This is a genomic window from Mesoflavibacter sp., assembly GCF_964226795.1.
GTDB classification, from domain to species: Bacteria; Bacteroidota; Bacteroidia; order Flavobacteriales; family Flavobacteriaceae; genus Mesoflavibacter; species Mesoflavibacter zeaxanthinifaciens.
This window is the reverse complement of sequence record NZ_CAXQQP010000004.1, coordinates 188,381-213,692: the sequence shown is the minus strand read 5'-3', so window position 1 is coordinate 213,692 and position 25,312 is coordinate 188,381. Positions and strand designations below refer to the sequence as shown.

General features: G+C 32.6%; 22 protein-coding genes. 12 read left to right on the top strand and 10 right to left on the bottom strand.

Going from position 1 to position 25,312, the window contains the following annotated elements; translation table 11 throughout:
- Positions 1 to 201: 201 nt before the first annotated feature.
- Positions 202 to 2,652, bottom strand: coding sequence for a polysaccharide biosynthesis tyrosine autokinase (locus ACEQT4_RS02380; protein WP_370225828.1), 2,451 nt, complete (start codon positions 2,650 to 2,652; stop codon positions 202 to 204).
- A gap of 1 nt (position 2,653) precedes the next feature.
- Positions 2,654 to 3,454: a polysaccharide biosynthesis/export family protein gene (locus ACEQT4_RS02375; RefSeq protein WP_370225827.1), complete on the bottom strand. Its 801-nt coding sequence runs from the start codon at positions 3,452 to 3,454 to the stop codon at positions 2,654 to 2,656.
- 557 nt (positions 3,455 to 4,011) lie between these two features.
- Between ACEQT4_RS02375 and ACEQT4_RS02370 the strand changes: the two genes are divergently transcribed.
- The 7 genes from ACEQT4_RS02370 (at position 4,012) to ACEQT4_RS02340 (ending at position 12,701) form a co-directional block, all read left to right on the top strand.
- Positions 4,012 to 5,874: an ABC-F family ATP-binding cassette domain-containing protein gene (locus ACEQT4_RS02370; protein WP_370225826.1), complete on the top strand. Its 1,863-nt coding sequence runs from the start codon at positions 4,012 to 4,014 to the stop codon at positions 5,872 to 5,874.
- 277 nt (positions 5,875 to 6,151) lie between these two features.
- The gene (locus tag ACEQT4_RS02365) at positions 6,152 to 6,925 is read left to right on the top strand and encodes an O-methyltransferase (protein WP_370225824.1); all 774 of its coding nucleotides are present in this window, start codon (positions 6,152 to 6,154) and stop codon (positions 6,923 to 6,925) included.
- Positions 6,926 to 7,236: 311 nt separating this feature from the next.
- Positions 7,237 to 7,812, top strand: coding sequence for a cob(I)yrinic acid a,c-diamide adenosyltransferase (locus ACEQT4_RS02360; RefSeq protein ID WP_370225823.1), 576 nt, complete (start codon positions 7,237 to 7,239; stop codon positions 7,810 to 7,812).
- A 159-nt stretch (positions 7,813 to 7,971) separates the two neighbouring features.
- Positions 7,972 to 8,193, top strand: coding sequence for a DUF2795 domain-containing protein (locus ACEQT4_RS02355; RefSeq protein WP_006989959.1), 222 nt, complete (start codon positions 7,972 to 7,974; stop codon positions 8,191 to 8,193).
- A 220-nt stretch (positions 8,194 to 8,413) separates the two neighbouring features.
- Positions 8,414 to 11,770 carry a preprotein translocase subunit SecA gene (gene secA, locus ACEQT4_RS02350; protein WP_370225822.1) on the top strand — a complete coding sequence of 1,119 codons (3,357 nt, stop codon included), beginning with the start codon at positions 8,414 to 8,416 and terminating at the stop codon, positions 11,768 to 11,770.
- A gap of 90 nt (positions 11,771 to 11,860) precedes the next feature.
- Positions 11,861 to 12,286: a hypothetical protein gene (locus ACEQT4_RS02345; RefSeq protein ID WP_370225821.1), complete on the top strand. Its 426-nt coding sequence runs from the start codon at positions 11,861 to 11,863 to the stop codon at positions 12,284 to 12,286.
- Positions 12,287 to 12,290: 4 nt separating this feature from the next.
- Complete coding sequence (locus ACEQT4_RS02340) at positions 12,291 to 12,701, top strand: MFS transporter (protein ID WP_370225819.1); 411 nt, start codon at positions 12,291 to 12,293, stop codon at positions 12,699 to 12,701.
- Here ACEQT4_RS02340 and ACEQT4_RS02335 read toward each other — a convergent pair.
- Positions 12,698 to 13,381, bottom strand: a complete 684-nt coding sequence (locus ACEQT4_RS02335; RefSeq protein WP_370225818.1) for a peptidoglycan DD-metalloendopeptidase family protein — start codon at positions 13,379 to 13,381, stop codon at positions 12,698 to 12,700. The two genes, ACEQT4_RS02340 and ACEQT4_RS02335, sit on opposite strands and share 4 nt — an antisense overlap.
- 111 nt (positions 13,382 to 13,492) lie before the next feature.
- Here ACEQT4_RS02335 and ACEQT4_RS02330 point away from each other — a divergent pair, with 111 nt between their 5' ends.
- The gene (locus ACEQT4_RS02330) at positions 13,493 to 14,053 is read left to right on the top strand and encodes a DUF2911 domain-containing protein (RefSeq protein ID WP_370225817.1); all 561 of its coding nucleotides are present in this window, start codon (positions 13,493 to 13,495) and stop codon (positions 14,051 to 14,053) included.
- 23 nt (positions 14,054 to 14,076) lie between these two features.
- A complete protein-coding gene (gene meaB / locus ACEQT4_RS02325; protein ID WP_027880067.1) occupies positions 14,077 to 15,159 on the top strand; it encodes a methylmalonyl Co-A mutase-associated GTPase MeaB in 1,083 nt (360 codons plus the stop codon).
- Here meaB and ACEQT4_RS02320 read toward each other — a convergent pair.
- Positions 15,156 to 16,094 carry an NAD-dependent epimerase/dehydratase family protein gene (locus ACEQT4_RS02320; RefSeq protein ID WP_370225815.1) on the bottom strand — a complete coding sequence of 313 codons (939 nt, stop codon included), beginning with the start codon at positions 16,092 to 16,094 and terminating at the stop codon, positions 15,156 to 15,158. The genes meaB and ACEQT4_RS02320 overlap by 4 nt on opposite strands.
- Before the next feature lie 98 nt (positions 16,095 to 16,192).
- Between ACEQT4_RS02320 and ACEQT4_RS02315 the strand changes: the two genes are divergently transcribed.
- The 3 genes from ACEQT4_RS02315 to ACEQT4_RS02305 are packed head-to-tail and all read left to right on the top strand — an operon-like array spanning position 16,193 to position 19,157.
- Entirely contained in the window at positions 16,193 to 16,906 is a 714-nt protein-coding gene (locus tag ACEQT4_RS02315) for a glycosyltransferase family 2 protein (RefSeq protein ID WP_027880069.1), read from the top strand.
- The gene (locus tag ACEQT4_RS02310) at positions 16,907 to 17,530 is read left to right on the top strand and encodes a lipid-A-disaccharide synthase N-terminal domain-containing protein (protein ID WP_027880070.1); all 624 of its coding nucleotides are present in this window, start codon (positions 16,907 to 16,909) and stop codon (positions 17,528 to 17,530) included. It abuts the gene before it with no gap.
- Positions 17,523 to 19,157 carry an ArnT family glycosyltransferase gene (locus ACEQT4_RS02305; protein WP_370225814.1) on the top strand — a complete coding sequence of 545 codons (1,635 nt, stop codon included), beginning with the start codon at positions 17,523 to 17,525 and terminating at the stop codon, positions 19,155 to 19,157. Before ACEQT4_RS02310 ends, ACEQT4_RS02305 begins: the two co-directional genes overlap by 8 nt.
- Before the next feature lie 3 nt (positions 19,158 to 19,160).
- Here the strand turns inward: ACEQT4_RS02305 and ACEQT4_RS02300 are convergent, their stop codons facing one another.
- The 6 genes from ACEQT4_RS02300 to mnmA form a co-directional block, all read right to left on the bottom strand.
- Positions 19,161 to 19,733 (bottom strand): phosphatase PAP2 family protein, encoded by a 573-nt coding sequence (locus tag ACEQT4_RS02300; protein ID WP_106679443.1) that lies wholly within the window; start codon positions 19,731 to 19,733, stop codon positions 19,161 to 19,163.
- Positions 19,734 to 19,737: 4 nt separating this feature from the next.
- Entirely contained in the window at positions 19,738 to 19,965 is a 228-nt protein-coding gene (locus ACEQT4_RS02295; protein WP_027880073.1) for a hypothetical protein, read from the bottom strand.
- A gap of 18 nt (positions 19,966 to 19,983) precedes the next feature.
- Positions 19,984 to 21,366 (bottom strand): MATE family efflux transporter, encoded by a 1,383-nt coding sequence (locus ACEQT4_RS02290; RefSeq protein ID WP_027880074.1) that lies wholly within the window; start codon positions 21,364 to 21,366, stop codon positions 19,984 to 19,986.
- Positions 21,367 to 21,422: 56 nt separating this feature from the next.
- Entirely contained in the window at positions 21,423 to 22,364 is a 942-nt protein-coding gene (locus tag ACEQT4_RS02285) for a nitronate monooxygenase family protein (protein WP_106679435.1), read from the bottom strand.
- 64 nt (positions 22,365 to 22,428) lie between these two features.
- On the bottom strand, positions 22,429 to 24,039 hold the full coding sequence (locus tag ACEQT4_RS02280; protein WP_370225812.1) for a S8 family serine peptidase: 1,611 nt from the start codon (positions 24,037 to 24,039) through the stop codon (positions 22,429 to 22,431).
- A gap of 28 nt (positions 24,040 to 24,067) precedes the next feature.
- On the bottom strand, positions 24,068 to 25,258 hold the full coding sequence (mnmA, locus tag ACEQT4_RS02275) for a tRNA 2-thiouridine(34) synthase MnmA (protein WP_370225811.1): 1,191 nt from the start codon (positions 25,256 to 25,258) through the stop codon (positions 24,068 to 24,070).
- Positions 25,259 to 25,312: the final 54 nt, after the last annotated feature.

Here is a 25,312-nt window from a genome sequence, read left to right as displayed (position 1 = left end):
AGTGATTTATATAGCATGAGTAAATAGTATCGAGAAGCATCCCTAAGTCATTTCGAAGAAGGCACGACTGAGAAATCACAAAAGAAGCTCTTCTAATCAAATCCAAAAATCAACACAACATGTCATTCAGAGCAAAGCGAAGAATCTAAAATTCGAAGCATCGAGTAATCGAGCAATCTAACAATCGAATAATCTAAAAATCTACTTTCTAAAAATCCTTTTCATCCTATCCAGCAAAGATGCTTTCTTAGGTCCATTATCATGATATCCATTACCATAAGCACCATAACCGTAACCATAACCGTAACCATAACCGTAACCGTATGTTCCTTTTTGATTAAAGTAATTGTATAAAAAGCTAATATTCTTCACCTCTCCTTTTTGATGTTTATCTTTAATCAGTTGTAACATATCTTTTTTGGTGTAATCCTGACGCACAACATATAAGGTAGCATCAGCGTATTCAATAAGTTCTAGCGCATCTGCAACTAGACCAACAGGAGGCGTGTCTAATATAATATAATCATACTTAGCTTTAAGCTCTTCAATAAGCGTATCCATTTTTTCACCAATCAATAACTCAGAAGGATTAGGTGGTATCGGTCCAGAGGTAATAACATCCAAATCTTCCATCATAGTCTTTTGGGTAACTTCCTCTAAAGACATCTGACCAATCAAGTAATTAACCGCACCAATGTTATTATCAATGTCAAAATCTCCAAATATTTTAGGCTTACGCAAATCTAAACCTACCAACACAGTTTTCTTACCACTAAGAGCAAATACAGAAGCTATATTAATAGAACAAAAGGTTTTACCTTCTCCGCTAATAGAAGAAGTAAGCATCACTGTTTTTGTACCTTCTACATCGTGTTTTTTGTACATAAACTGTAAGCTAGAACGTACAGCTCTAAACGCTTCTGCTATAGCAGATTTTGGTTTATTAAGTACAGCTAAGTTATTTTCACTTTCATTTTTACCAACTACACCTAGTAAAGGGATTTTAGTTAAGTCTTTTAAATCGTTTGGACTATGCAACTTATGATCAAAAAACGTCACTAAAAAAGCAAGGATTAGTATTGGGATTAAAGCGCCTAAAACTGCAAAAACATATCGTATATTTAAGTTTCTAGTCACTCTACCCTGACCCGTATCTTTAGCTGGTTCTAACAAGTTAATATCAGATACATTAGAAGCTTTAACCAATTCTGCCTCACCGCGTTTTGCTAAGTACAAATTATAAGTGTTTTGACTTAACAAATACTCGCGCTCTATGGCTTGTAATTGTTGCTGACTTTCTGGTAAAGTAGAAAACTCGCGCTCTACATTATAAATCTTATTATTTATAGATTGAATTTGATACCTGATATTAGTTTTTGCTGAAGAAATACTTTCAAACATCACTTTTTTTAAGCCATCAATTTGACGGTTTAAATCATCAAAAATGGACACATTATCTCGTACAGAATATTCTAATTTAGATTTTTCTGATGAAATTTGTATCATTTGAGAAATTAACCCTTGTATATTCCCATCACTAATACCTTCAATAACTGGCGCAGGAAAACTAGTAAAATCATCACTAGTTTCTAAATAGTTTTTCAGCAAGTCGTAAGACATTAGCTGCTTTTCGTAACTTTCCTTTTGCGTCTCATAATTAGTAATTTTACTAGATAGTTCACCCGTTTCGTTTTCTAGATTATATAGCTTTTTATCACGTTTAAACTCATTTAAAGAGTCTGCCTTTTTTGTCAAATCCCCTTTTACCCTAGACAACTGTTTATCAATAAAATTAATAGTATTAACCGCATACTGATTTTTCTTTTCTAGCTGATCACGATCTAATATGTATATAGAGGTGTTTAAATAATCAACTATTTTAGCCTTATTTTTATTGGTTAGCCTAATACTAAGTAAAGGTGAACGCTCTTCATTAACGACAACATAAGATCTTAAAAAGCCAGAAACCGCACTATTAAAACTAGTATATTTAATAAAATAAGTTTTACCTACAGGTATACTAAAATCTTCACGTAATTCAATACTTCCTTTTAAAAAAGGCAAATTAATATACTCGCCTATTTGATAGCGTTTTTTTAATGTTGGTTGAGTTACTGGCAAACGTTTCACTTCTTTACTCACAAAATTCTGAGTTGCAATAGTTTCTGCTTCACCAAAATCATAAGATAAATCAAAAGAAGTAGCATCAACAAACTCTACCTTAATAGGATGTCCTAAAACCTGATATGCGCTATCTAACCCAACAAATTTAAAAGGAACACTGCCGTACATATCGGTTTTATAAAAACGTCCCTGAGTCAAATAACTTAAATATAAATCTAAACTATCTACGACCTTTTCATGATGTTCTCTAGATTTTAAATTAAGAAGCACTTCTTGTACTTTACCAGAAATACCACCATAATTAAAAATTAAACTTGTATTAGAAGTAAATAACGGATTTTTATCATCTTGCACCGTAATTTTAGCGTCTAATGTATAAGGAAACTCTTCTCTTATATTTTGTTGATATACAATATAGACTCCAACAATTAAAGCCAACAAAAACCACTTCCAATAACTTAAAGCTCTAAAAACAAAAGCTTTAAAATCAAACATTTGCACATCTTGCTCTTGGACTTGATTTTCCATATTATAAATTTCTTGCTAAAAAGTAAGTACTAACTAATACCGAAAAGATACTTGCTACCGTAGTTATAGTTTGTGTTGCGGTTTGACCTGCTCCTAAAGCCTTTCGTTTTAAAGGTTTAACCATAATAATATCATTAGGCTGTATATAATAAAACTCAGATTCCATTGCAGCTATATCGGTCAAATCTATATGATGTATTTTTTGTCCATCAGGATATTGCCTAACAATTAGTACATCTTTACGATCTCCTGTTTGTGCAATATCACCTGCATTAGCAACCGCTTCAAGTATATTAACGCGTTCTCTATATAATACCTGTGTCCCTTTATTACCAATTTCACCAAGTGTGGTATATCTTAAACCTGCTAGTTTTACGGTCACAAAGATTTGCGCTGTTTCTTTAAAATACTTCTCTAGCAACAAATCCTTTACCTTATCTTCTATTTCTTCTACAGTGTATCCTAACACGTTAATCTCACCTAATATTGGAAATTCGATATTACCATGTAAATCCACAGTAAAACCATTAAAGTAAAGACCTTGTTCAGACTGTCCAATATTACCTACAGCATTAGTATTAGTTGGGTTAAAAATCTTTACCAATTCTTCATCTAAAGCTTTTACGTTAATACTTAAAATATCATCTATCTGCACACGGTACGGTTGTGCTAACGCTTTAATCTGTAACGAGTCATTTGCTATTGTCCCTTTGTTTTGTAAGTAAACAACGTCTTTGTTTGTGATACAAGAAGAACTAAAAAGAACTAAAACAAGCAGTAAACAAGCAATAAGTGGCTTCATATAGAGGCATTTGATAAGTGACAAATATAGTTTTTCAACCTGAAAAATAAAACTTTTACCGAACATTTCAACCGCTTAACTGTTTTACTAAAATTATAGATTAGCAATTGTAAATTAATTATTGGTAAACATCTCAAACAATCCAATAATCTATAAACCCAACAATCAAAATATAGTCACTTCAAGTCATAAATAAAAATAAGCAAATCGTATCGAGAAGCATCTCCAAGTCATTTCGAAGAAGGCACGACTGAGAAATCACACAAGAAGCTTGAAGCACATAGTTAGAAGCATGAAGATGAATAATAACACACTTTTCAAATTATTAAATAAAATGAATTTATCCTTTGTCATTTCGATGGAGGTACGACTGAGAAATCTCACACGACCAATGAGTAAAAATCTCAAATAGTCTAACAATCCACAATCGAGCTATCGTCACTTCGAGTGATGCCGAAGCATGAGGCATTGTATCGAGAAGCAACAAAAAACCAAATCCACAAACTTTCGCCTTTCAACTTAAAACTAATATTCCCATCTTTGCAAAAAAGAACACTTTGAATTACTTAACTGTAGAAAATATTTCTAAATCCTATGGAGAGCGTACATTGTTTAAAGACCTCTCTTTTAGTGTACACAAGGATCAAAAAATTGCATTTGTAGCAAAAAATGGTACCGGAAAAACTTCCATTCTTAATATTCTAGCTGGTTTTGACGCTCCAGATACTGGTCAAATTATCTACCGTAAAGACATAAAAGTAGCATTTTTACCGCAAGAACCTAATCTAGATCCTAATTTAACTATAGAGCAAACTATATTTAATGCAGATAACCCTATATTAGACATTATTGCTAATTACGAAAAAGCTTTACAAAATCCAGAAGACACAGAAGCTTACCAAACAGCGTTTGAGCAAATGGAAAGGCATCAAGCTTGGGATTTTGAAACTCAATACAAGCAAATTCTTTTCTTGTTAAAACTAGACAGCTTAGACCAAAAAGTAAATAACTTATCTGGTGGACAAAAAAAACGTCTAAGCTTAGCAAACGCATTAATCAATAAACCAGATTTATTAATCCTGGATGAGCCTACCAACCATCTTGATTTAGAAATGATTGAGTGGTTAGAAGGCTTCTTTGCTAAAGAAAACATCACCTTGTTTATGGTAACGCACGACCGTTATTTTTTAGAACGTGTCTGCAACGAAATAATAGAATTAGATCACGGAGAGCTTTACACCTATAAAGGCAACTATTCTTATTACTTAGAGAAAAAAGAAGAACGTATTTTAAGAGAACAAACCGAAGTTAATAAAGCAAAACAACTCTATAAAAAAGAGCTAGGTTGGATGCGTAGACAACCCAAAGCACGTACCACCAAATCTAAATCTAGAATAGACGACTTTGCCGAAATAAAACACAAAGCACACCAACGCCGTAAAGATCATGTTGTCGAGTTAGAGATAAACATGGAGCGCTTAGGTAGTAAGATTGTAGAGTTAGTAAAACTTTCAAAATCTTTTAAAGACAAAATCATTTTAGACCAATTTAGCTACAACTTTCAAAAAGGTGAACGTGTTGGAATTATTGGTAAAAACGGAACTGGTAAATCCACATTTTTAAACATCCTTACGCAAACCGCACAACCCGATAGCGGTAAGATTATTATTGGAGAAACAGTTAAATTTGGATACTACACTCAAGCAGGAATTAATCCAAAAGAGGGACAAAAAGTAATTGATGTTGTTAGAGAATTTGGTGATTATATTCCACTAAAAAAAGGACGTCAAATTAGTGCGCAACAATTATTAGAACGTTTCTTGTTTGACCGTAAAAAACAATACGACTTTGTCGAAAAACTAAGTGGTGGCGAGCGTAAACGTCTATACTTATGCACCGTTTTAATTCAAAACCCTAACTTTTTAATCTTAGACGAGCCGACTAACGATTTAGATATAGTCACACTTAATGTTTTAGAAGACTTTCTATTAGATTTTCCTGGTTGTTTAATTGTGGTTTCTCACGACCGCTATTTTATGGATAAAATTGTAGACCATCTGTTAGTCTTTAAAGGTGAAGGTAAAATTGAAGATTTCCCTGGTAATTATACAGATTACCGCATTTATGAAGACAGTAAACCACCAGAAATAGCTTCTGAAGATAAAAAGGAAAAGAAAACTTGGAAAAAAGACAGCAATAGTAATCTGTCTTATAATGAACAAAAAGAATATAAAAACTTAGAAAGTAAGATTAAATCCCTAGAGTTTGATAAAAAAGAATTAGAACAACAATTCTTAAATCCTGACTTAACACAAGACCAAATCACAGAACTCTCTAACAAAATGCAAACGATTATAGATAGTATAGAAGAAAAAGAATTACGTTGGTTGGAACTTGCAGAAAAAATGGAAAATGAGTAAAACTAGTGATTAATAACTGATAACTGATGATTGATAACTGATGACTATAAAAAATCCTTTAGTCATTTCGAGCACAGCGAGAAATCACACAAAAAGCATAAAACTAGATGTACTCAGACCAAGGAAGAGTTAGCAGTTAGTAAATATCTAATAATCCAAAAATCTAATAGTCCAGTAATCTAAAAAATCGTCACTTCGAGTGATGCCGATGCATGAGGCATTGTATCGAGAAGCTAAAGAATAAACTACTATATTTATCACGTCCAAATTACTCCTAATGAGAAAACTAATCATAGCCTATATAAAATTCTTATTACGCTCTAAAAATCAACATGGTGTCCACTCTCCTTTTGTTTATGATTTAGTGACAAAATGCTTTTATGACAAGACAAAATACTCCACCTACAATCAACTAAAAACTTATCGAAAAAACTTACTTCAAAATAAAACAACTATAGAAGTCACAGATTTAGGTGCTGGCTCTCAAGTAGATAAATCTAATACAAGAAAAGTATCAGACATTACTAAAAATGCTGGCACAACAGTTAAAAGAGCTAAACTGTTTTTCAGATTATCTCGTTATTTTAAATTCAACCAAGTTTTAGAATTAGGTACATCTATGGGTATTGCTACACATGCCATAAGTTTAGGTAACCCAAAAACACAAATTACTACTATCGAAGGTTGTCCAAATATTTCAAAATTTACTAAAGACAATTTTAATAAATTAGGCTTAAATAACATTACTTCATTAACAGGAGATTTTAAAGCGGTTATTCCAACATTAACATCAAACACATATGATTTAATCTATTTTGACGGCAACCACCAAAAAGAAGCAACTATAGAGTATTTCAATATGTTATTACCTACAATTAATAACAATACCATTTTTATTTTTGATGACATTTATTGGTCAAAAGGAATGACAGAAGCTTGGGAAACAATAAAAAAACATCCGCAAGTTACAGTTACTATAGACACTTTTTTTTGGGGATTTGTAAGCTTTAGAAAAGAACAAGCCAAAGAACATTTTACTATTAGAATTTAGAGTTAGCAGTTAGCAGTTAGCAAACATCTAAAAATTCAACAATCTAAAAATCGAGTAATCTAAAAACCGTCACTTCGAGTGATGCCGAAGTATGAGGCATTGTATCGAGAAGTATCCCTAAGTCATTTCGAGCACAACGAGAAATCACACAAGAGTAAGTAGTAGTTAGTAAAAATCTCATATAATCTAATACTCGAAAAATCTAATCTTCTAAAAATCGAGCAATCGAGCAATCGAGCAATCGAGCAATCTAAACATCTAATCTTCTAAAAAACTTTCACTTTAAACTTTAAACTCCTAAATTTGATACTATGAAAATATATACAAAAACAGGAGATAAAGGTACAACCGCTTTATTTGGTGGTACACGCGTACCTAAACATCATATACGTATTGATAGCTACGGAACTGTCGACGAACTAAACAGCTATATTGGTTTAATAAGAGACCAAGACATAAATCAAAAATACAAAGACACCTTAATAAATATACAGGACAAACTATTTACTGTTGGCGCTATATTAGCAACAGATCCAGAAAAAGCCACTTTAAAAAATGGTAAAGAGCGCTTAAACATCCCTAAAATAAATGAAGCTGACATCAATTTTTTAGAACAAGAAATGGATAGTATGGATGCGCAATTACCACAAATGACACATTTTGTATTACCTGGCGGACATCAAACCGTGTCATTCTGTCACATTGCACGCACAGTTTGCAGACGTGCAGAACGCTTAGCATCAGCACTTAACGATTTAGAACCATTTCAACCAGAAACACTAACCTATCTAAACCGTCTATCTGACTATCTTTTTGTATTGGCACGAAAGTTGTCACAAGACTTACAAGCAGATGAGGTAAAATGGATTCCTAAAAAAACAGAATAAATTAACCTTTAAAGCATTTATTAATACTGCAAAAGACCTAAAAGTCAAGTAGTTTAAATAAAAACAAACGTTCCTATTTATACTGAAAAAATAATTCACTTTTTTCTTGACTATTTGAACTAAAAATTTATTTTTGCAAAAAATTAAAACGATAAAAGAATGTATTGGACATTAGAATTAGCATCTTATTTAAGTGATGCACCTTGGCCAGCAACCAAAGACGAACTTATCGATTACGCAATCCGTACAGGTGCGCCTTTAGAAGTTGTTGAAAACTTACAATCTATTGAAGACGAAGGAGATTCTTACGATTCTATCGAAGAAATTTGGCCAGATTATCCAACTGACGAAGATTACCTCTGGAATGAGGACGAATACTAAAATAAATAAAGCATAAAAAGTCTCAACATAGAGGCTTTTTTTGTGCTTAAAATTTAGCTTTACACAGCTAAAAACGTATATTTAAGCCCTTTTTTAAAAAGGCTTAGTTCTGTATGCCCTAATTAGCACAGAACTAACATACTAAAAACCAAAAGCTAATGAAATCTTTGGCTCAGCACACTGCTGCTTCAATAGATTTCAACTTAATACAAATTAAATTATGAATTTTTTAAATTCTATACTAAAAGTATTTGTTGGTGATAAGTCTAAACAAGACGTAAAAGCCATCATGCCAATAGTTGAAAAAATCAAATCTTTTGAAAGTGCTCTAGAAGCCTTATCGCATGATCAGCTTAGAGCAAAAACTGCAGAGTTTAAAGCAAAAATTGCCGAAGCACGTCAGCCATTCTATTCTCAAATCGAAACATTAGAACAAGAAGCAGAAGCATCTGATGACATAGACAGAAGAGAAGATATCTATCAAGAAATTGATAAAATTAAAGACGATGCTTACGCCGCTACAGAAGATGTACTTAACAACATCCTTCCAGAAGCTTTTGCTGTTGTTAAAGAAACAGCAAAACGTTTTAAAGATAATACTTCAATTACCGTTGAAGCTAACGAATTTGACCGTTTAATTTCTGGAGAACATAACTACGTTACTCTAGAAGGAGATAAAGCAACTTGGGCAAATTCTTGGGATGCTGCTGGTAAAGAAGTAACATGGGATATGGTACATTACGATGTACAGTTAATTGGTGGTGTTGCAATGCACCAAGGTAAAATTGCCGAAATGCAAACTGGTGAAGGTAAAACGCTTGTAGCAACCTTACCAGTATACCTTAACGCTATTGCTGGTAAAGGTGTACACTTAGTAACAGTAAACGACTACTTAGCTAAACGTGATAGCGCTTGGATGGCTCCTATTTTCCAATTCCATGGATTAAGTGTAGACTGTATAGATTATCATCAACCTAACAGTGATGCACGTCGTAAAGCCTACAACGCAGATATTACTTATGGTACCAATAACGAGTTTGGTTTTGATTACCTACGTGATAACATGGCGCATGCACCTGGCGATTTAGTACAACGTCCACACCACTTCGCTATTGTAGATGAGGTAGATTCGGTTTTAATTGACGATGCACGTACACCATTAATCATTTCTGGTCCGGTACCAAAAGGTGACGAACACGAGTTTACATTATTAAAACCAAAAGTAGAAGATATTGTTAGTGTACAACGTAAATATTTAACTACGGTTTTAGCCAATGCTAAAAAACTTATCGCTGACGGAGACACTAAAGAAGGTGGTTTTCAATTATTACGCGTGTACCGTGGTATGCCAAAAAATAAAGCGTTAATTAAGTTTTTAAGTGAAGAAGGTGTAAAACAATTACTTCAAAAAACAGAAAACTACTTCATGCAAGATAATAACCGTGAGATGCCAAGAGTAGACGCGGAATTATACTATGTTATTGAAGAAAAAAATAATCAGATAGAATTAACAGACAAAGGTGTAGATTATCTTTCAGGTAAAGACAATCCAGACTTTTTTGTCATGCCAGAAATTGGTGTAGAAATTGCTAAAATAGAAAATCAAAATCTATCTAGCGAAGAAGAAGCTAATCTTAAAGAAGACTTATTCCGTGACTTTGCTATTAAATCAGAACGTATCCACACCTTAAACCAGTTGTTAAAAGCTTACGCATTGTTTGAAAAAGACATTCAATACGTAGTCATGGATAACAAAGTAATGATTGTAGACGAGCAAACAGGTCGTATTATGGATGGTCGTCGTTATTCAGACGGTTTACACCAAGCGATCGAAGCTAAAGAAAATGTAAAGATTGAAGACGCTACGCAAACCTTTGCAACTATTACTTTACAAAACTACTTCCGTATGTATCGCAAACTAGCTGGTATGACAGGTACTGCGGTAACAGAAGCTGGAGAATTCTGGGAAATCTACAAATTAGATGTAGTTGAAATACCAACTAACAGACCCATTGCAAGAGATGACCGTGAAGATTTAGTGTATAAAACAAAACGCGAAAAATATAACGCTGTTATTGATGAGGTTACTAAGTTATCTCAAGCAGGTCGACCAGTACTTATTGGTACAACTAGTGTAGAGATTTCTGAGTTACTAGGTAAAATGCTATCCATAAGAAAAGTACCTCATAATGTACTTAACGCAAAACTTCATAAAAAAGAGGCAGATATTGTAGCTGAAGCTGGTAAACCAGGACAAGTAACCATTGCAACAAACATGGCTGGTCGTGGTACAGATATTAAATTAAGTGACGAAGTTAAAGCTGCTGGTGGATTAGCCATCATTGGTACAGAACGTCATGACTCGCGTCGTGTAGACCGACAGTTACGTGGTCGTGCCGGTAGACAAGGAGATCCAGGAAGCTCGCAATTCTATGTATCTTTAGAAGATAATTTAATGCGTTTATTTGGTAGTGAGCGTATTGCCAAAATGATGGATAGAATGGGATTACAAGAAGGTGAAGTGATTCAGCATTCTATGATTTCAAAATCTATTGAGCGTGCACAGAAAAAAGTGGAGGAAAACCAATTTGGTGTTCGTAAACGTCTTCTTGAATATGATGATGTAATGAACTCGCAACGTGAAGTAGTTTACAAACGTCGTTACCACGCATTATTTGGAGAGCGTTTACGTGTAGACTTAGCTAACATGATTTATGATACTTCTGAGTTAATTGCAGAGACCAATAAAGATGCTAACGATTACAAAAACTTCGAGTTTGAATTAATCCGTTTCTTCTCTATGTCTTCACCAATTAGTGAAGATGAGTTTAACAAAATGTCTGCTTTAGAGATTGCCCAAAACGTCTATAAAACAGCTTTTGATCACTATAAAAATAAAATGGAACGCAACGCCGAAATTGCTTTCCCTGTTATAGAAAACGTATACGAAAATCAACGTGATCGTTACAAGCGTATTGTTGTTCCTTTTACGGATGGCACTAAAACGTTACAAGTTGTGACTGACTTAGAAAAAGCTTACGAGAGTAAAGGGAAACAATTAATTACCGACTTTGAAAAGAACATCACATTAGCCATTATTGATGATGCATGGAAGACTCATTTACGTAAAATGGACGAGTTAAAACAATCGGTTCAATTAGCTGTTCACGAGCAAAAAGATCCATTATTAATTTACAAGTTTGAAGCTTTTGAATTGTTTAAAAGCATGATCTCTCAAGTTAATAAAGATGTAATTTCATTCTTATTTAAAGGTGAATTACCAACAGAAACAACTAATGCTATTAGTGAAGCAAAACAAGTACGTCAAAAAGAGAATCTAAAAACTGAAAAGGAAGAAATTCCTAATTTAGACGAACGTGCTGCCCAAAATAGAGCTGCTGGTAACACACAACAACAACCACAAGTTGTTGAAACTATTGTTAGAGAGCAACCAAAAATTGGTCGTAATGACAGAGTGACTATAAAAAATGTAATGAGTGGCGAAAACAAAACCCTTAAATACAAACAAGCAGAACCATTAATTGCTAAAGGCGAATGGGTTTTGGTAAATGAATAAATAATATATACTAAATCATATTAAAAATCCCAAAGTGTAATGCTTTGGGATTTTTTTGTATTTTTATTTAACTAACTAAAATCTTTAATTATGCTAAGAAAAATATTAGCCACAATTGCTGGTATTATAGCTGCAAGTCTATCTATTTATCTTATTGAAACCTTAGGTCATACTTTGTTCCCTTATCCTGAAGGCGCTAAACCTTTGGATATGGAATGGATAAAAAACAATATAGATCTTATTCCTCGTGGCTCTATGATAGCTGTTATCATCGCACATGGTTTTGGGATAGCTGTTGGTATGTTTATAGCAGGACTTATTGCTAAAACATCTATAATTCCTGCATATATTGTCGCTGGCTTTATGGTTGTAGCTACAATTGCTAATTGGTTTATGATTCCTTCTCCAACATGGTTTTATATTGCAGATGGTATTAGTGTAATAGCTGGATTTTTATTTGGTAAACCTTTAGCAAGACGTCACATTTATGGAAAAATAGAAACAATTAGATCATAAAAATATGGAGCAACAGTTAAAGATTTTTAAAATCATTCATCTAACTTTAATTGCAGGATTAATTTTGGCGTATTACTTTTTAGGAGATTTAGGGAATTTAACAGAGTTATCATTCCCAACAGTTAACAGTAAAAATTACATTTATTTATTTATCCCAATAGCTGCATTTATAGTTAGCAATCTATTATTTAAACATTTTGTTTCTAAAATAGATAACAACCTTTCTGTACAACAAAAATTGGTTAGTTATCAATCTGCATCAATAATAAGATGGGCAATTTTGGAAGGCGCAGCTTTTTTAATTTTATTAATCTATCCAGAATTTCTTCTTTTTGGAATATTATTAATTGTTTATTTGGCTCTACTTATTCCTACAGAAGCAAGAATAAAAAGAGATTTAAATCAATTTGATTAAACCAATCCTAGTATTGGTTTTGGATCTATTGTATTTTGTTTATAAAACTCTAATTCTTTAGCACTACAAACACCAGGATAATCTCCTTCTTTACCTTGTAAATCTTTTATAATTTGAAAGTGAAGATGCGGCGCATAATCTCCATTTACCTTTGCATCTCCTAATTGTGCAATAATATCTCCTTGTTTTACACTTTGACCAACTTTAATTTTTTTAATTGAAGCACGCGATAAATGACCATAAAGTGTATAAAACTTATCATTTCCTAAGCTGTGCTCTAAAATTATGGTTGGTCCGTAGTCTCCAAAATTAGTATTATCATTAAAGCTATGGATTACTCCATTAAAAGCAGCAAGCATATCTGTTCCTGCAGGACACCATAAATCTAAACCCAAATGAATATTACGTTGCGCTTCTTCGGTTTGAGAAGAAAAGTAATCACTACGGTCATAAAGATTTCTATGCTCTAAATAGCCACCATATGCTACTTTTTTATTAGCTTTTTTAAGATAATTATTAATATAAACCTCCCACGCTTTAGAAGAAGACACATCAAATAACTTTAAATCTTCATTCTGTTTTGACAAATCTATTGCAACATAATCATTAATTGAAATTGAATGATCAACTACAAAAATTTCTTCTTGATTTGAAGCATCTAAAATCTTATTTAAATCCATTACGCTATTCTTATTTTAGAGAATAAAGATAACATCTAAATTAATTTTTCGTTATACTTATATTCAATAAATTTGCTATACTTTTATATTCAATAAATCCTTAATTCTACAATGAATAAATTTTTAAAGTGGATAATATATGCCCTAATTGCAATAGCTGTACTTGTTTTAGGCTATCAATTTTTTACTAAAACCGGTGTTTTTGAACAACGTTTAAGTCCACCAAAAACAGTTGCTTTTAAAGTAGACGATTTAAATTTAGAAGTGTTTTACAATCGTCCTTCAAAACGTGATCGTGAAGTTTTTGGAGCATTAGTACCATTTAACCAAGTTTGGCGTACTGGAGCAAACGAAGCTACTACTTTTGAAACTAATCAAGATTTAACCGTACAAGGCATGTATCTACCTAAAGGAAAATACACCATTTGGACTGTTCCTATGGAGGATACTTGGAAAGTAATGTTTAATTCTAAGCAATACGAATGGGGAGTAAATGAAAAAATGGAACCTATGTGGGATCCAAATTTTGATGTTATTGAAGCAGAAGTGCCTGTCAAGGATTTAGATAAACCTGTAGAACAATTTACGATTGCTTTTGATAACTCTACAGACGACTTAAAAATGACAATGGCTTGGGATGATGTAAAAATTGAAATTCCTTTAAATAGATAATTTCAACATAAATAAATTCACTTTTGGCTAAAAAAGAAATAAAAAAATCAGCGTTATCTGAACAAGAAGGTGTTACATCTTCTGAAATTACTAATGCCGAAGCTGTTTCTAAATTAAAAGCAAAACGCAAATCTAAAAGGGACACACAAGACTTAATTAACTCGCTTCTTGATGGAAATATTACAGCTTTAAGTCAAGCTATTACAATTATAGAAAGTAAACACACCAAACATCAAGAACAAGCACATCAAATTGTTAAAGCTTGTTTACCTCATGCTAACAAATCCGTGAGAATTGGTATTACCGGCGTACCTGGTGTAGGTAAAAGTACATTTATTGAAGCTTTTGGTAATTATCTAACTGCACAAGACAAAAAGGTTGCAGTACTAGCTGTAGACCCAAGTAGTTCTTTAACTAAAGGAAGTATTTTAGGTGATAAAACGCGTATGGAATCTTTAGTTAAAAATGAAAATGCCTACATACGTCCTTCGGCTTCAGGAGAATCGCTTGGTGGTGTTGCCAGAAAAACTAGAGAAACTATTACGCTTTGTGAAGCTGCTGGTTTTGACACTATTATTATTGAAACTGTTGGTGTAGGGCAAAGTGAAACCGCTGTACACAGCATGGTAGATTTCTTTCTACTTTTAAAATTAGCTGGTGCTGGAGATGAGCTACAAGGTATTAAACGTGGTATTATTGAAATGGCAGACGCTATTGCTATTAACAAAGCAGATGGCGATAATCTTAAAGCTGCTAAGCTAGCTAAAGTAGAATTTAACCGCGCATTACATCTTTATCCTGCAAAAGCTTCTAATTGGCAACCAAAAGTAACTTTATGTAGTGGTTTACAAAATGAAGGTATTGCCGATATCTGGAAAGTTATAGAAGAGTATTTAGAAATTACAAAATCTAATAATTACTTTAGCTCAAAGCGTAATGAGCAAAATAAATACTGGTTAATTCAAACTATAGAAGAACAATTAAAGAGTGACTTCTTTAATCATCCAACCATAAAAATAGAGTTACAAAAACAATTAACTTTAATTGAAGCTAATAAAACTACTCCTTTTGTTGCAGCTGAATATTTATTAAACTTAAAAAATTAAAAGTTAGCTTTATACCATTCTACTTGTTTTTCTACTGATTCTAGTAGCGTAGTTTTCGGGTTATAATTAAGTAGTTTTCTAGCTTTATCAATATTAGCTTTTGTACGTAATTGGTCACCTGCTCGTTTGGCTATAATATTAATTTTAATTGGCTTTCCTAAAACTTTTTCTACAGCATCAATACCATCTTGTGTAGTATGTTCTACTTCTGTTCCAAGATTAATAATTTCGCCATTTACTTTGTCTTCATTTCCTATAACGCTTACTACTCCATCAACAATATCTCCTACATAAGTAAAACTTCGTAAGTGCTTATCACTACCTTCATATAAAGGAAAAGCTTCACCATTTAAACCACAAGCGATTAGTTTAGTATACATTTTTTCTGGACGTTCTCTTGGTCCTATTACAGAATATAGTCTTAAAGAACAGCTTTTAAACTGCTGTTCTCTACTTTTTTGAAGCACTAATTGCTCTGCTGTTAATTTGGTTACACCGTAATGAGATGCTGGTTTTGGTGCAACATCTTCAGGAAACGTAGCCTCTAAGCCATAAATTGAAGATGTCCCGATATTTACAAACAGTTTTAAATCTTCTAATTGTAAAGCATAATCAATTAAATTTTTTGTTGCTATAACATTATTTGTAAAATAATCTTCAAAAGTAGATGTTGAGGATATACCAGGTTGTGCAGCATAATGGAAGATATAATTTATGTCTTTTGGCAGCTTATTTATATCTGTAATTTCTCTTAAATCTAACTTTAAAACTGTTATCCCTTTTTCATTTAAAGCTTTTTCATTTAATTGCTTTAATTTTAAACTATAATAATCATTAAAGTTATCTACTCCAACAACCTCATGCCCCATTTTTTGGAGTCTTTCTGCTGTATGAGAACCTATAAAACCAACTGCTCCAGTGACTAATATCTTCATAAAAAATTTTGAAATGTTTTACAAAATAACAACTTTTAAGTGAAACATAAATTGCTATTGATAAAAAATAATACTTTTGCAAGACTAAGCAAAGCATAATGAGTTACGAATTTACGATTATCGTTCCTGTTTATAACGAAGAGGATAATTTAGCTAGAGTTGAAAAAGAGCTTTTAGCTTACACAAAAATAGCTAGTAAACCCACCAAAATATTATTTGTTAACGATGGCTCTAAAGACAAAAGCCAGCAATTAATAGAAGATATTTGCACTCGTAATGATGCTTTTTTCTATATTCTTTTTAAAGAAAATAGAGGATTAAGCGCTGCGATAAAAGCTGGTTTTGATCATGCAGACACACCTTTGGTTGGTTATATAGATTCTGACTTACAAACGGCGCCATCAGACTTCAATCTGCTTTTAGAACATATTAAAGACAACGCATTAGTAACTGGTGTACGTGCCAACCGTAAGGATAGTTTTGTTAAAAATATGTCGTCTAAAATTGCTAACGGTATAAGACGTGCTTTTACAAAAGATGGTATGGATGACACTGGTTGCCCATTAAAAGTAATACGAACAGATTACGCCAAACGCATTCCTATGTTTAAAGGTCTACATCGTTTTTTACCTGCTATGATTTTGTTGCAAAACGGAACTATAAAGCAAGTACCTGTTCAGCATTTCCCTCGTATTGCAGGTCAAGCTAAATTTGGACTTTGGAATAGGCTTTTAGGTCCTTTAATGGATTGTTTTGCTTATTTATGGATGAAGAAAAAGTACATTAATTACGAAGTTGCTAAGAAAAAATAAATGAGTAAATGGTTAATATATAGTATTGGCTTTTTAGCTCAAATCCTATTTTCCTCTAGGCTAATTATACAATGGATTACTAGCGAAAAACAAAAAAAAGTCATTACACCTACTCTATTTTGGACACTTAGTTTAATAGCTTCCTTTTTACTTTTTATATATGGTTACTTACGTAATGATTTTGCAATTATGCTTGGTCAAGGTCTTACATATTATATTTATATAAGAAATCTTCAGTTACAAAATCAATGGAAAAAATATCCAATATTTATGCGTTGGATATTATTATTTATGCCTGTATTTGTAACTATTTTCTACTTTAACAATAACGAAATTGACACAGTTAAGCTTTTTAAAAATGAAGCTATTCCGTTATGGTTATTAATTTTAGGAATAGTGTCTCAAATAGTATTTACTTTAAGATTTATATACCAATGGATGTATTCTGAAAAAAACAAAGAATCTTCACTTCCTTTTGGGTTTTGGGCACTAAGCTTAGTTGGATCTTTACTTATTTTGATTTATGCTATATTTAGAAAAGATCCTGTATTATTAGTTGGTCATTTACTAGGTGCAACTATTTATGTTAGAAATCTTTTAATTTTAAAAAAGCAAGATGCCTAAACTTTTAAAAAACTATCCATTAATTTTACTATGTCTTTTTATTGCAATTATGTTATTGCCTAACTTAGACAGTATGCAGGTAACTATTATGGAAGCGCGTAATTTTATTACTGCTAGAGAAATGGTTACAGATAACAATTGGTTATTAACCACTATGAATGGTGTACCACGTTATCAAAAACCACCATTACCAACTTGGATTACTGCTTTATCTGCATTAATCTTTGGTGTTAAAAGTGTATTTGGAATGCGTTTACCTGCTATATTAATGGTTATGATTTTAGGTGTTTTTACTTATAAATTATCAAAATTCATACTTAAAAGTAGAGCACATAGTTTAATAAATGCATTAATATTAATCACATCTTTTTACGTTATAGGTATTACTATAGAAGCGCCTTGGGATATTTTTACTCACGGATTTATGATGATTGCTATTTACTATTTATTTCTACTATTTAAAAGCGAAACGGTTAATTGGAAACACCTTTTTTTAGCAAGTTTAGGTATTGCTGCTTCATTATTAAGCAAAGGTCCTGTGTCTTTTTACGCGTTATTATTACCCTTTATAATTGCTTTTAGTTTCTCTTTCAATTATAAAAACTTAAAAGCTAAAATTATTCCTTTTATAATCATATTAATTCTTGCTGTTATTTTAGGTGGTTGGTGGTATCTTTATGTAAGATTAGAAGATCCTCATACTTTTGAAGCTATAACAAGTAAAGAAACCGCTAATTGGACAAGCTACAATGTTAGACCTTTCTATTATTATTGGAGCTTTTTTACGCAAAGCGGAATTTGGACAATTCCAGCATTTATAGGATTATTGTATCCATATATGAAACGCAGAGCAATACATTACAGAGCTTATAAATTCACGTTTTTATGGACTATTGCTGCTGTAATTTTACTATCAATAATTCCTGAAAAAAAGTCACGTTATTTAATGCCTGTCTTAATTCCGTTAGCATTAAACACAGGATTTTACATAGAGTATTTAATTCGAAAATTTAAGTACTTAAACAATAAGAAAGAAACTTTACCTGTATACTTCAATTTTACATTAATTGCTATTATCGGTATAGTTTCACCTTTTGGATTAGCCTATTTATTTTATGAGCAATTTCATAATAACATTGTTGCTTTTTCAATTTTCGGGCTAGTTTCCATAGTTATTTCATTTTTTATTTTATTACAACTATACAAAAAGAAAATTAAGCACGTATTCTTATTAACAGTAGTCTTTTTTGCGAGTCTTTTTGTGTTTGGTTTACCTGTATTTAAAACATTTACTAGCAAAAATTATAAACCCGTATCAAGGTTATTGAAGCAAAATGAAATCAACGATATTAAAACTTATAGCTTAGGTGAAGCAACGCCTGAAACCGTTTGGCAATATGGCGAAAAGATTCCGACAATTATTAATTTGAATACTATTGAAAATCTTCCAAAGGACTCAAAATTTGGATTATTAACTTATGGTCTTTCAGAAGAAAAAATTTCATTTTTAAGCTCCTATTTCAACGTTAAAAAGGTAAATCATTATGATTTAAATGAAGCTGAGCCAGATAGCAGGCAATACAGAGACAGATTAACTTTTGATTATTACGAACTAGAAAGAAAATAAAAATTACCTTAGCGTAAAGCGTTTATGTAAGTAGCTTTCAAATCTATAGAACATATAACCTGAAAATCCGCCAAAAATCATACCTGATAAAACATCTAACGGATAATGCACACCAATATATATACGGCTATAACCCATTGCTAAAGACCAAACAATTAGTATATATATTAAATATTTAAATCGCTGTTTTAACATAAAACCTGAAAAAATAGCTACTGCCATACTATTACTAGCATGACCAGAAAAGTAACCATAAGCTCCACCACACCAAGATTTAACTAGACGCATAACATCTATCAGATCTGCTTCGTGACAAGGTCTTGGTCGTTTTAAACCATATTTAAATAAGTTTGTAATTTGATCTGTAAACAGGATCATTAAAGCAATAACTACAGCGGTTAGAATAATGGATTTATCATTTCTTTTTTTATACATAAAGAAGAAAAGCACTGCATAAAAAGGAATCCAATGCAATTTATCTGTATAAAACATCCAAAATCCATCCCAAGAAGGATTACCTAGATTATTAAGGAATAAAAAAACTTGTTTATCTAATTCTAATATTTGTTCTAACATGTAATTAGTCTTCGTATCGTGCTACTTCTCTGTCATAAAATGCAGTAGCTTCGTTGATTAAATTTTCCATTTCTAGCTCTAATTCTTTTTCATCATGTTGATCAAAATCTTCAAGCCATTCTACTTCATCGTCTTCTAAATTAATAATAAACCGAGGAAAATCGGTATGTATTACAAATATAGCGTTTGGAAAATCTGTATTGTCGCCTAATATGTATTTTGGTAGTTCCATTGTATTTGCTATTAGCTTTTAGTTGTTAGCTGAATTCAAAATTAATCTTTTTGTAAGATAATTAAACCTAATAAACAATAAAATTGCTGCACTAGTTAAGCCTGCTAATAAGCCAATCCAAATTCCAAAGCTTCCGTACGCATCTTCTTTTCCTAAAATCCAGCTTATAGGAAAACCTATTAACCAATAGGCAATAAAGGTAATTAATGTTGGTATTTTAACATCTTGCAAGCCACGTAAGGCGCCTAAAACAATAACTTGTAAACTATCACTAATTTGAAAAATAGCCGACGCAATTAGTAACTGTGATGCTATTGTGACAACTTCAGTATTATCTTTAAAATTAATAACATCATCAAAATCTACGTATAGTTTTGGCAAAGCTTCATTAAAAATCAAGAATAAAATTCCGAAAACTACCGCAAAAATAAATCCTAATAAAAATAATGAGAATGCAATACGACGTAACTCAAAATATTTTTGAAGTCCTTTTTGGTTACCTACTCTAATCATAGACGCTACACTTAATCCCATTGCAACCATAAAGGTCATAGAACTTAAATTTAAAGCAATTTGATTTGCTGCTTGCGGATTTTTACCTAACAAGCCACTTAACCAGATTGCTGCTGTAAAAATGGCAACTTCAAAAAACATTTGCATTGCACTTGGTGCACCAAGACCAATGAGTTTATTAATCATTGCTTTGTCTAAAACCAATATTTTAATATTGGTAACAAAGTGTTTTGATTTTTCTCGTCCTTTTAACAACCACCAAATATGTGCTACCATTACAAAACGAGAAATTAAAGTACCATAAGCTGCACCAACTATACCCATTTCTGGAAAACCAAACTTACCAAAGATAAGCACATAGTTAAAACCAACATTAACCACGTTAGCTACTATAGTGGCATACATTGGATATTTGGTTAAAGACAATCCATCACTAAATTGTTTAAATGCTTGAAAGACGACTAATGGTATCAAAGAAAATGCTACCAAATCTAAATACGGAATAGCTAATTCTACAACCTCAACTGGTTGCTTCATTAAATACATTAATGGTTTGGCAAAAAACACTAACAGAAACAACAATACACCTAAAACAGTACATAAAAATAATCCGTGTTTAAAAGCAGATTTTCCTTTAGCAAAATCGTTTGCTCCATCTGCTTCGGCTACCAAAGGAGTAATGGCTGTACTAAAACCAATACCTAAAGACATAGCTATAAACATAAAACTATTACCTAAAGATACTGCTGCTAACTGCGCCGTACCTAGTTGACCAACCATAATATTGTCTATAAAACTAACAAAGGTATGTCCTAACATACCTAACATGACTGGTGCTGCTAGTTGCCAATTGTACTTAAATTCTTTTGTGTAATTGCTCAAAACCATTTTGCAAAAGTAGTGGTTTGAGAAAATTTATTTATAAGAAATCAACTTAAATTCACTTAAAAATTAGCCACTTCTTTTTTAGCCATTTCAAAGTCTTCAACCATCTCTTTTACAATCTCAGCAACTGGTTTTATGTCATGAATTAATCCTGAAATTTGTCCAATTTCAAGTTCACCTTCATCTAAATCGCCTTCAAACATTCCTTTTTTTGCTCGAGCACGACCTAATAATTCTTTAAGTTGTTCTGGTGTTGGTGCTGATTTATACAATGCTTCAACATCATTAAAAAACTTATTTTTTATTAATCTTACTGGCGCTAATTCTTTCAAAGTTAATTGCGTATCGCCTTCTTTGGCATCTACAACTACTTGTTTAAACGCTTGATGCGCACTACTTTCTGTACTCGCCACAAAACGACTACCAACTTGTACGCCATCTGCGCCTAAAACCATACATGCAAGCATGGCTTTTCCTGTTGCAATACCGCCTGCTGCCAATAAAGGAATTTTTAAATGTTCTTTAACCATTGGTATTAGCGTAAGTGTTGTTGTCTCGTCACGACCGTTATGTCCGCCAGCTTCAAAACCTTCTGCAACAACAGCATCTACACCAGCGTCTTGAGCTTTTAATGCAAATTTTACACTACTAACTACGTGTACGACGGTTATTCCTTTGTCTTGCAACCATTTAGTCCAAGTTTTTGGGTTTCCAGCAGAAGTAAATACAATCTTTACACCTTCTTCAACAATAATATTCATAATTTCCTCAATGTTAGGATATAACATTGGCACGTTTACCCCAAAAGGTTTATCGGTTGCTTGTTTACATTTTTGAATATGTTCTCTTAGCACATCTGGATACATACTTCCTGCGCCTATTAAACCTAAAATTCCTGAATTACTTGCAGCAGAAGCTAATCGCCAACCGCTATTCCAAATCATTCCGCCTTGTACTATTGGATATTTAATATTGAATAAGTCTGTAATTCTATTTTGCATTTTTATTATTGAGTTGTTGATTTATGACCTCTCGACTGCGCTCGAGGTGAATTGGATTTTACTTCTAGTTTTTTATGATTTTTTTGGTGATACTTAATCCGTTAGCTTCAATTTTTGCTAAATAAACACCTTTAGATAGATTACTTACATTGATTTTTTTCTGTGTTGAAGACACTGTTTTTTCAAGCACTTTTTTTCCTAAAATATCATATAATTTTACGGTTGCAGTGTCATATTGGCTAGGAATTTCAACATACAATAAATTATTTACTGGATTAGGATATACTTTTAGTTTAGTAGTTTCATTTTGAAATTCGACCAAAGACAATCCATTGGCTAATGCTAATGATAAATCAGGAATACCATAACCTAAAAAATTATCAGGATTATTGTATTGTGATGCAGACTCACGAACCAATTGCATAATTTGCTGATTGTTTAATGTTGGTAATGCTTGCCACAAACATACAACGCCGCCAGCTAATATTGGAGCACTAAACGATGTCCCGTTAAGTGTTATAAGATTATCATTAGTGTTGATTACAAAACTTGCCTGACCTTGCGCTACAACGTCTGGTTTTTGTGTTGGTTGGGCGCTACTACCTTGAGAACTAAACGACGCGTAATTACCAGATGCATTGACTGCACCAACACTTAATACGTTAGGCGAATCTGCTGGCGCACCAACAATTTGCCAAGAAGAATTACCTGAATTTCCTGCAGAATTAACCAACAACATTCCTTTTTGGGCTGCAAAATTAGCGCCACGAGTTATAAACGCGGTTTGACCATCCATTTCGGCTGGAGTATAACTATAATTTGGATTATCAAAAGTCGTATAACCAAGCGATGTGTTAATAACATCTACACCTAAACTATCTGCACGTTCTGCAGCTTCAACCCAAAGTGTTTCTTCTATTGGTGTTTCTGTAGCTGCGTTTTCGGTTCTAAATAAATAATATTCTGCATCTGGAGCAGTACCAACAAATTGGTCTTGTACAAAACCAGCCATATCACTTAAAACCCATGTTCCGTGAGCATTTCCTGTGTACGCATACACGTTTGGATTTCTGTCTACAAAATCATATCCGCCCAAAATTCCGTTATTTGTATTTAAACGATTAAATCCTGACATGGTTGGCACATTTGGGAAACCTGAATCTAAAACAGCTACTGTCATTCCTGTTCCTGTAAAATCTGCAAGATGCAAATCGTCGCCATTAAACATTTCTATTTGATTTGCTGCGCTTCCATAATTAAAAACCGTTTGGCTTGTTTCGATATTAAATTTATTCTGATTTTGAGATTGCCTTGCATTAAGATTATCATCTGCAAATTCGATATGATCAACAAAAGTTAATCCTGTTAAGGCATTAATATCGGTTTCGGTTCCTAATACATGAACCACGTTTAGCCATTTGGATTTAGCAAGAACTGTAATTCCTGTTTGGGCTTTTATTTGAGTAATATATCCTTCGTCTACAGGTACATCATTATAATCTACAGTAACGTTGTGTGCTGCTTTACGGTCTAACGCTTTTTGAGTTAAAATTGAAATTGGATTTGCTAACGCAGTTGCACTATTTGGCTTGTCGTTAAGATAAACCCAAGCGTGTTCTTGAGCAAAAACTGAATAGCTTATTAGAAAAGCAATTATAAGTAAAGTCTGCTTCATTTCAGTAACCATTTATAGTTACTGCAATTTAAGAAATAACTCCGGAACCAACTAATTCTTCATCTAAATACCAAGCTACAAATTGACCTTCGGTAATTGCAGATTGCGCGTCTTTAAATTCGACATACAAACCAGAATCTACTTTGTATAATGTAGCATCTTGTAAAGGTTGTCTGTAACGTATTCTAGCTTTAACCTGCATCGTTTCACCTTCATTAATTGCTAAATCTTCTCGAATCCAGTGTAATTCGTCATTAGACACAAATAACACATTGCGCAATAAACCTGGATGATTTTTACCTTGCCCTGTGTAAATTACGTTTTCATTTACATCGGTTTCAATCACAAAAAGAGGTTCAACAGTTCCTCCAACCGCTAATCCTTTACGCTGTCCTTTTGTAAAATAATGTGCGCCTTGATGCTTACCTACCACTTTTCCATCGGTTAACGCGTAGCTTTTTTTCTGACTTAAGTAGTCTAATTCTTCTAATTTATTGTTGAAGTCTGGCTGTGTTTGGTTATAAATTTCGTTAGATTTTTCAACCTCAACAATCACTCCTTCTTTAGGTTTTAATTGTTGTTGAAGAAATTCTGGTAATCTCACTTTACCTATGAAACATAAACCTTGCGAGTCTTTTTTATCTGCTGTAATTAAGTCTTGCTCTTTAGCAATTGCTCTAACTTCTGGTTTTAAAAGTTCGCCAACCGGGAATAATGCTTTTGCTAATTGGTCTTGAGATAATTGACATAAAAAATAAGATTGATCCTTGTTATCGTCTTTACCTGCTAAAAGTTGATGAATTTCTTTTCCGTCTTTTTCAATCGTGCTTTTTCTGCAATAATGACCTGTTGCTACATAATCTGCACCAAGGTCTAAAGCAATTTTCATAAAGACATCAAATTTGATTTCTCTATTACAAAGTACGTCTGGATTTGGTGTACGACCTTTTTCATATTCATTAAACATATAGTCTACAATACGTTCTTTATATTGCTCGCTTAAATCTACAGTTTGAAAAGGTATATCTAGTTTATTTGCAACTAACATCGCGTCGTTACTATCTTCTAGCCAAGGACATTCATCTGATATTGTTACAGAATCGTCATGCCAGTTTTTCATAAAAAGACCTATAACCTCATAACCTTGCTCCTTTAATAAATAAGCAGCAACACTAGAATCTACACCTCCTGAAAGTCCTACAACAACTCTTTTTTTCATCTAAAATCTTTTTTTGGATTGCAAAGATACGTCATTTTTTAAACTCAAATTCAA

Excerpts from the sequence above, each read along its gene's own strand:
- ACEQT4_RS02380 (WP_370225828.1), bottom strand. The coding sequence starts at position 2,652 with ATGGAAAATCAAGTCCAAGAGCAAGATGTGCAAATGTTTGATTTTAAA.
- ACEQT4_RS02375 (WP_370225827.1), bottom strand. The coding sequence starts at position 3,454 with ATGAAGCCACTTATTGCTTGTTTACTGCTTGTTTTAGTTCTTTTTAGT.
- ACEQT4_RS02365 (WP_370225824.1), top strand. The coding sequence starts at position 6,152 with ATGAGAAAACTAATCATAGCCTATATAAAATTCTTATTACGCTCTAAA.
- ACEQT4_RS02360 (WP_370225823.1), top strand. The coding sequence starts at position 7,237 with ATGAAAATATATACAAAAACAGGAGATAAAGGTACAACCGCTTTATTT.
- ACEQT4_RS02355 (WP_006989959.1), top strand. The coding sequence starts at position 7,972 with ATGTATTGGACATTAGAATTAGCATCTTATTTAAGTGATGCACCTTGG.
- secA (WP_370225822.1), top strand. The coding sequence starts at position 8,414 with ATGAATTTTTTAAATTCTATACTAAAAGTATTTGTTGGTGATAAGTCT.
- ACEQT4_RS02345 (WP_370225821.1), top strand. The coding sequence starts at position 11,861 with ATGCTAAGAAAAATATTAGCCACAATTGCTGGTATTATAGCTGCAAGT.
- ACEQT4_RS02340 (WP_370225819.1), top strand. The coding sequence starts at position 12,291 with ATGGAGCAACAGTTAAAGATTTTTAAAATCATTCATCTAACTTTAATT.
- ACEQT4_RS02335 (WP_370225818.1), bottom strand. The coding sequence starts at position 13,381 with ATGGATTTAAATAAGATTTTAGATGCTTCAAATCAAGAAGAAATTTTT.
- ACEQT4_RS02330 (WP_370225817.1), top strand. The coding sequence starts at position 13,493 with ATGAATAAATTTTTAAAGTGGATAATATATGCCCTAATTGCAATAGCT.
- ACEQT4_RS02320 (WP_370225815.1), bottom strand. The coding sequence starts at position 16,094 with ATGAAGATATTAGTCACTGGAGCAGTTGGTTTTATAGGTTCTCATACA.
- ACEQT4_RS02315 (WP_027880069.1), top strand. The coding sequence starts at position 16,193 with ATGAGTTACGAATTTACGATTATCGTTCCTGTTTATAACGAAGAGGAT.
- ACEQT4_RS02310 (WP_027880070.1), top strand. The coding sequence starts at position 16,907 with ATGAGTAAATGGTTAATATATAGTATTGGCTTTTTAGCTCAAATCCTA.
- ACEQT4_RS02305 (WP_370225814.1), top strand. The coding sequence starts at position 17,523 with ATGCCTAAACTTTTAAAAAACTATCCATTAATTTTACTATGTCTTTTT.
- ACEQT4_RS02300 (WP_106679443.1), bottom strand. The coding sequence starts at position 19,733 with ATGTTAGAACAAATATTAGAATTAGATAAACAAGTTTTTTTATTCCTT.
- ACEQT4_RS02295 (WP_027880073.1), bottom strand. The coding sequence starts at position 19,965 with ATGGAACTACCAAAATACATATTAGGCGACAATACAGATTTTCCAAAC.
- ACEQT4_RS02290 (WP_027880074.1), bottom strand. The coding sequence starts at position 21,366 with ATGGTTTTGAGCAATTACACAAAAGAATTTAAGTACAATTGGCAACTA.
- ACEQT4_RS02285 (WP_106679435.1), bottom strand. The coding sequence starts at position 22,364 with ATGCAAAATAGAATTACAGACTTATTCAATATTAAATATCCAATAGTA.
- ACEQT4_RS02280 (WP_370225812.1), bottom strand. The coding sequence starts at position 24,039 with ATGAAGCAGACTTTACTTATAATTGCTTTTCTAATAAGCTATTCAGTT.
- mnmA (WP_370225811.1), bottom strand. The coding sequence starts at position 25,258 with ATGAAAAAAAGAGTTGTTGTAGGACTTTCAGGAGGTGTAGATTCTAGT.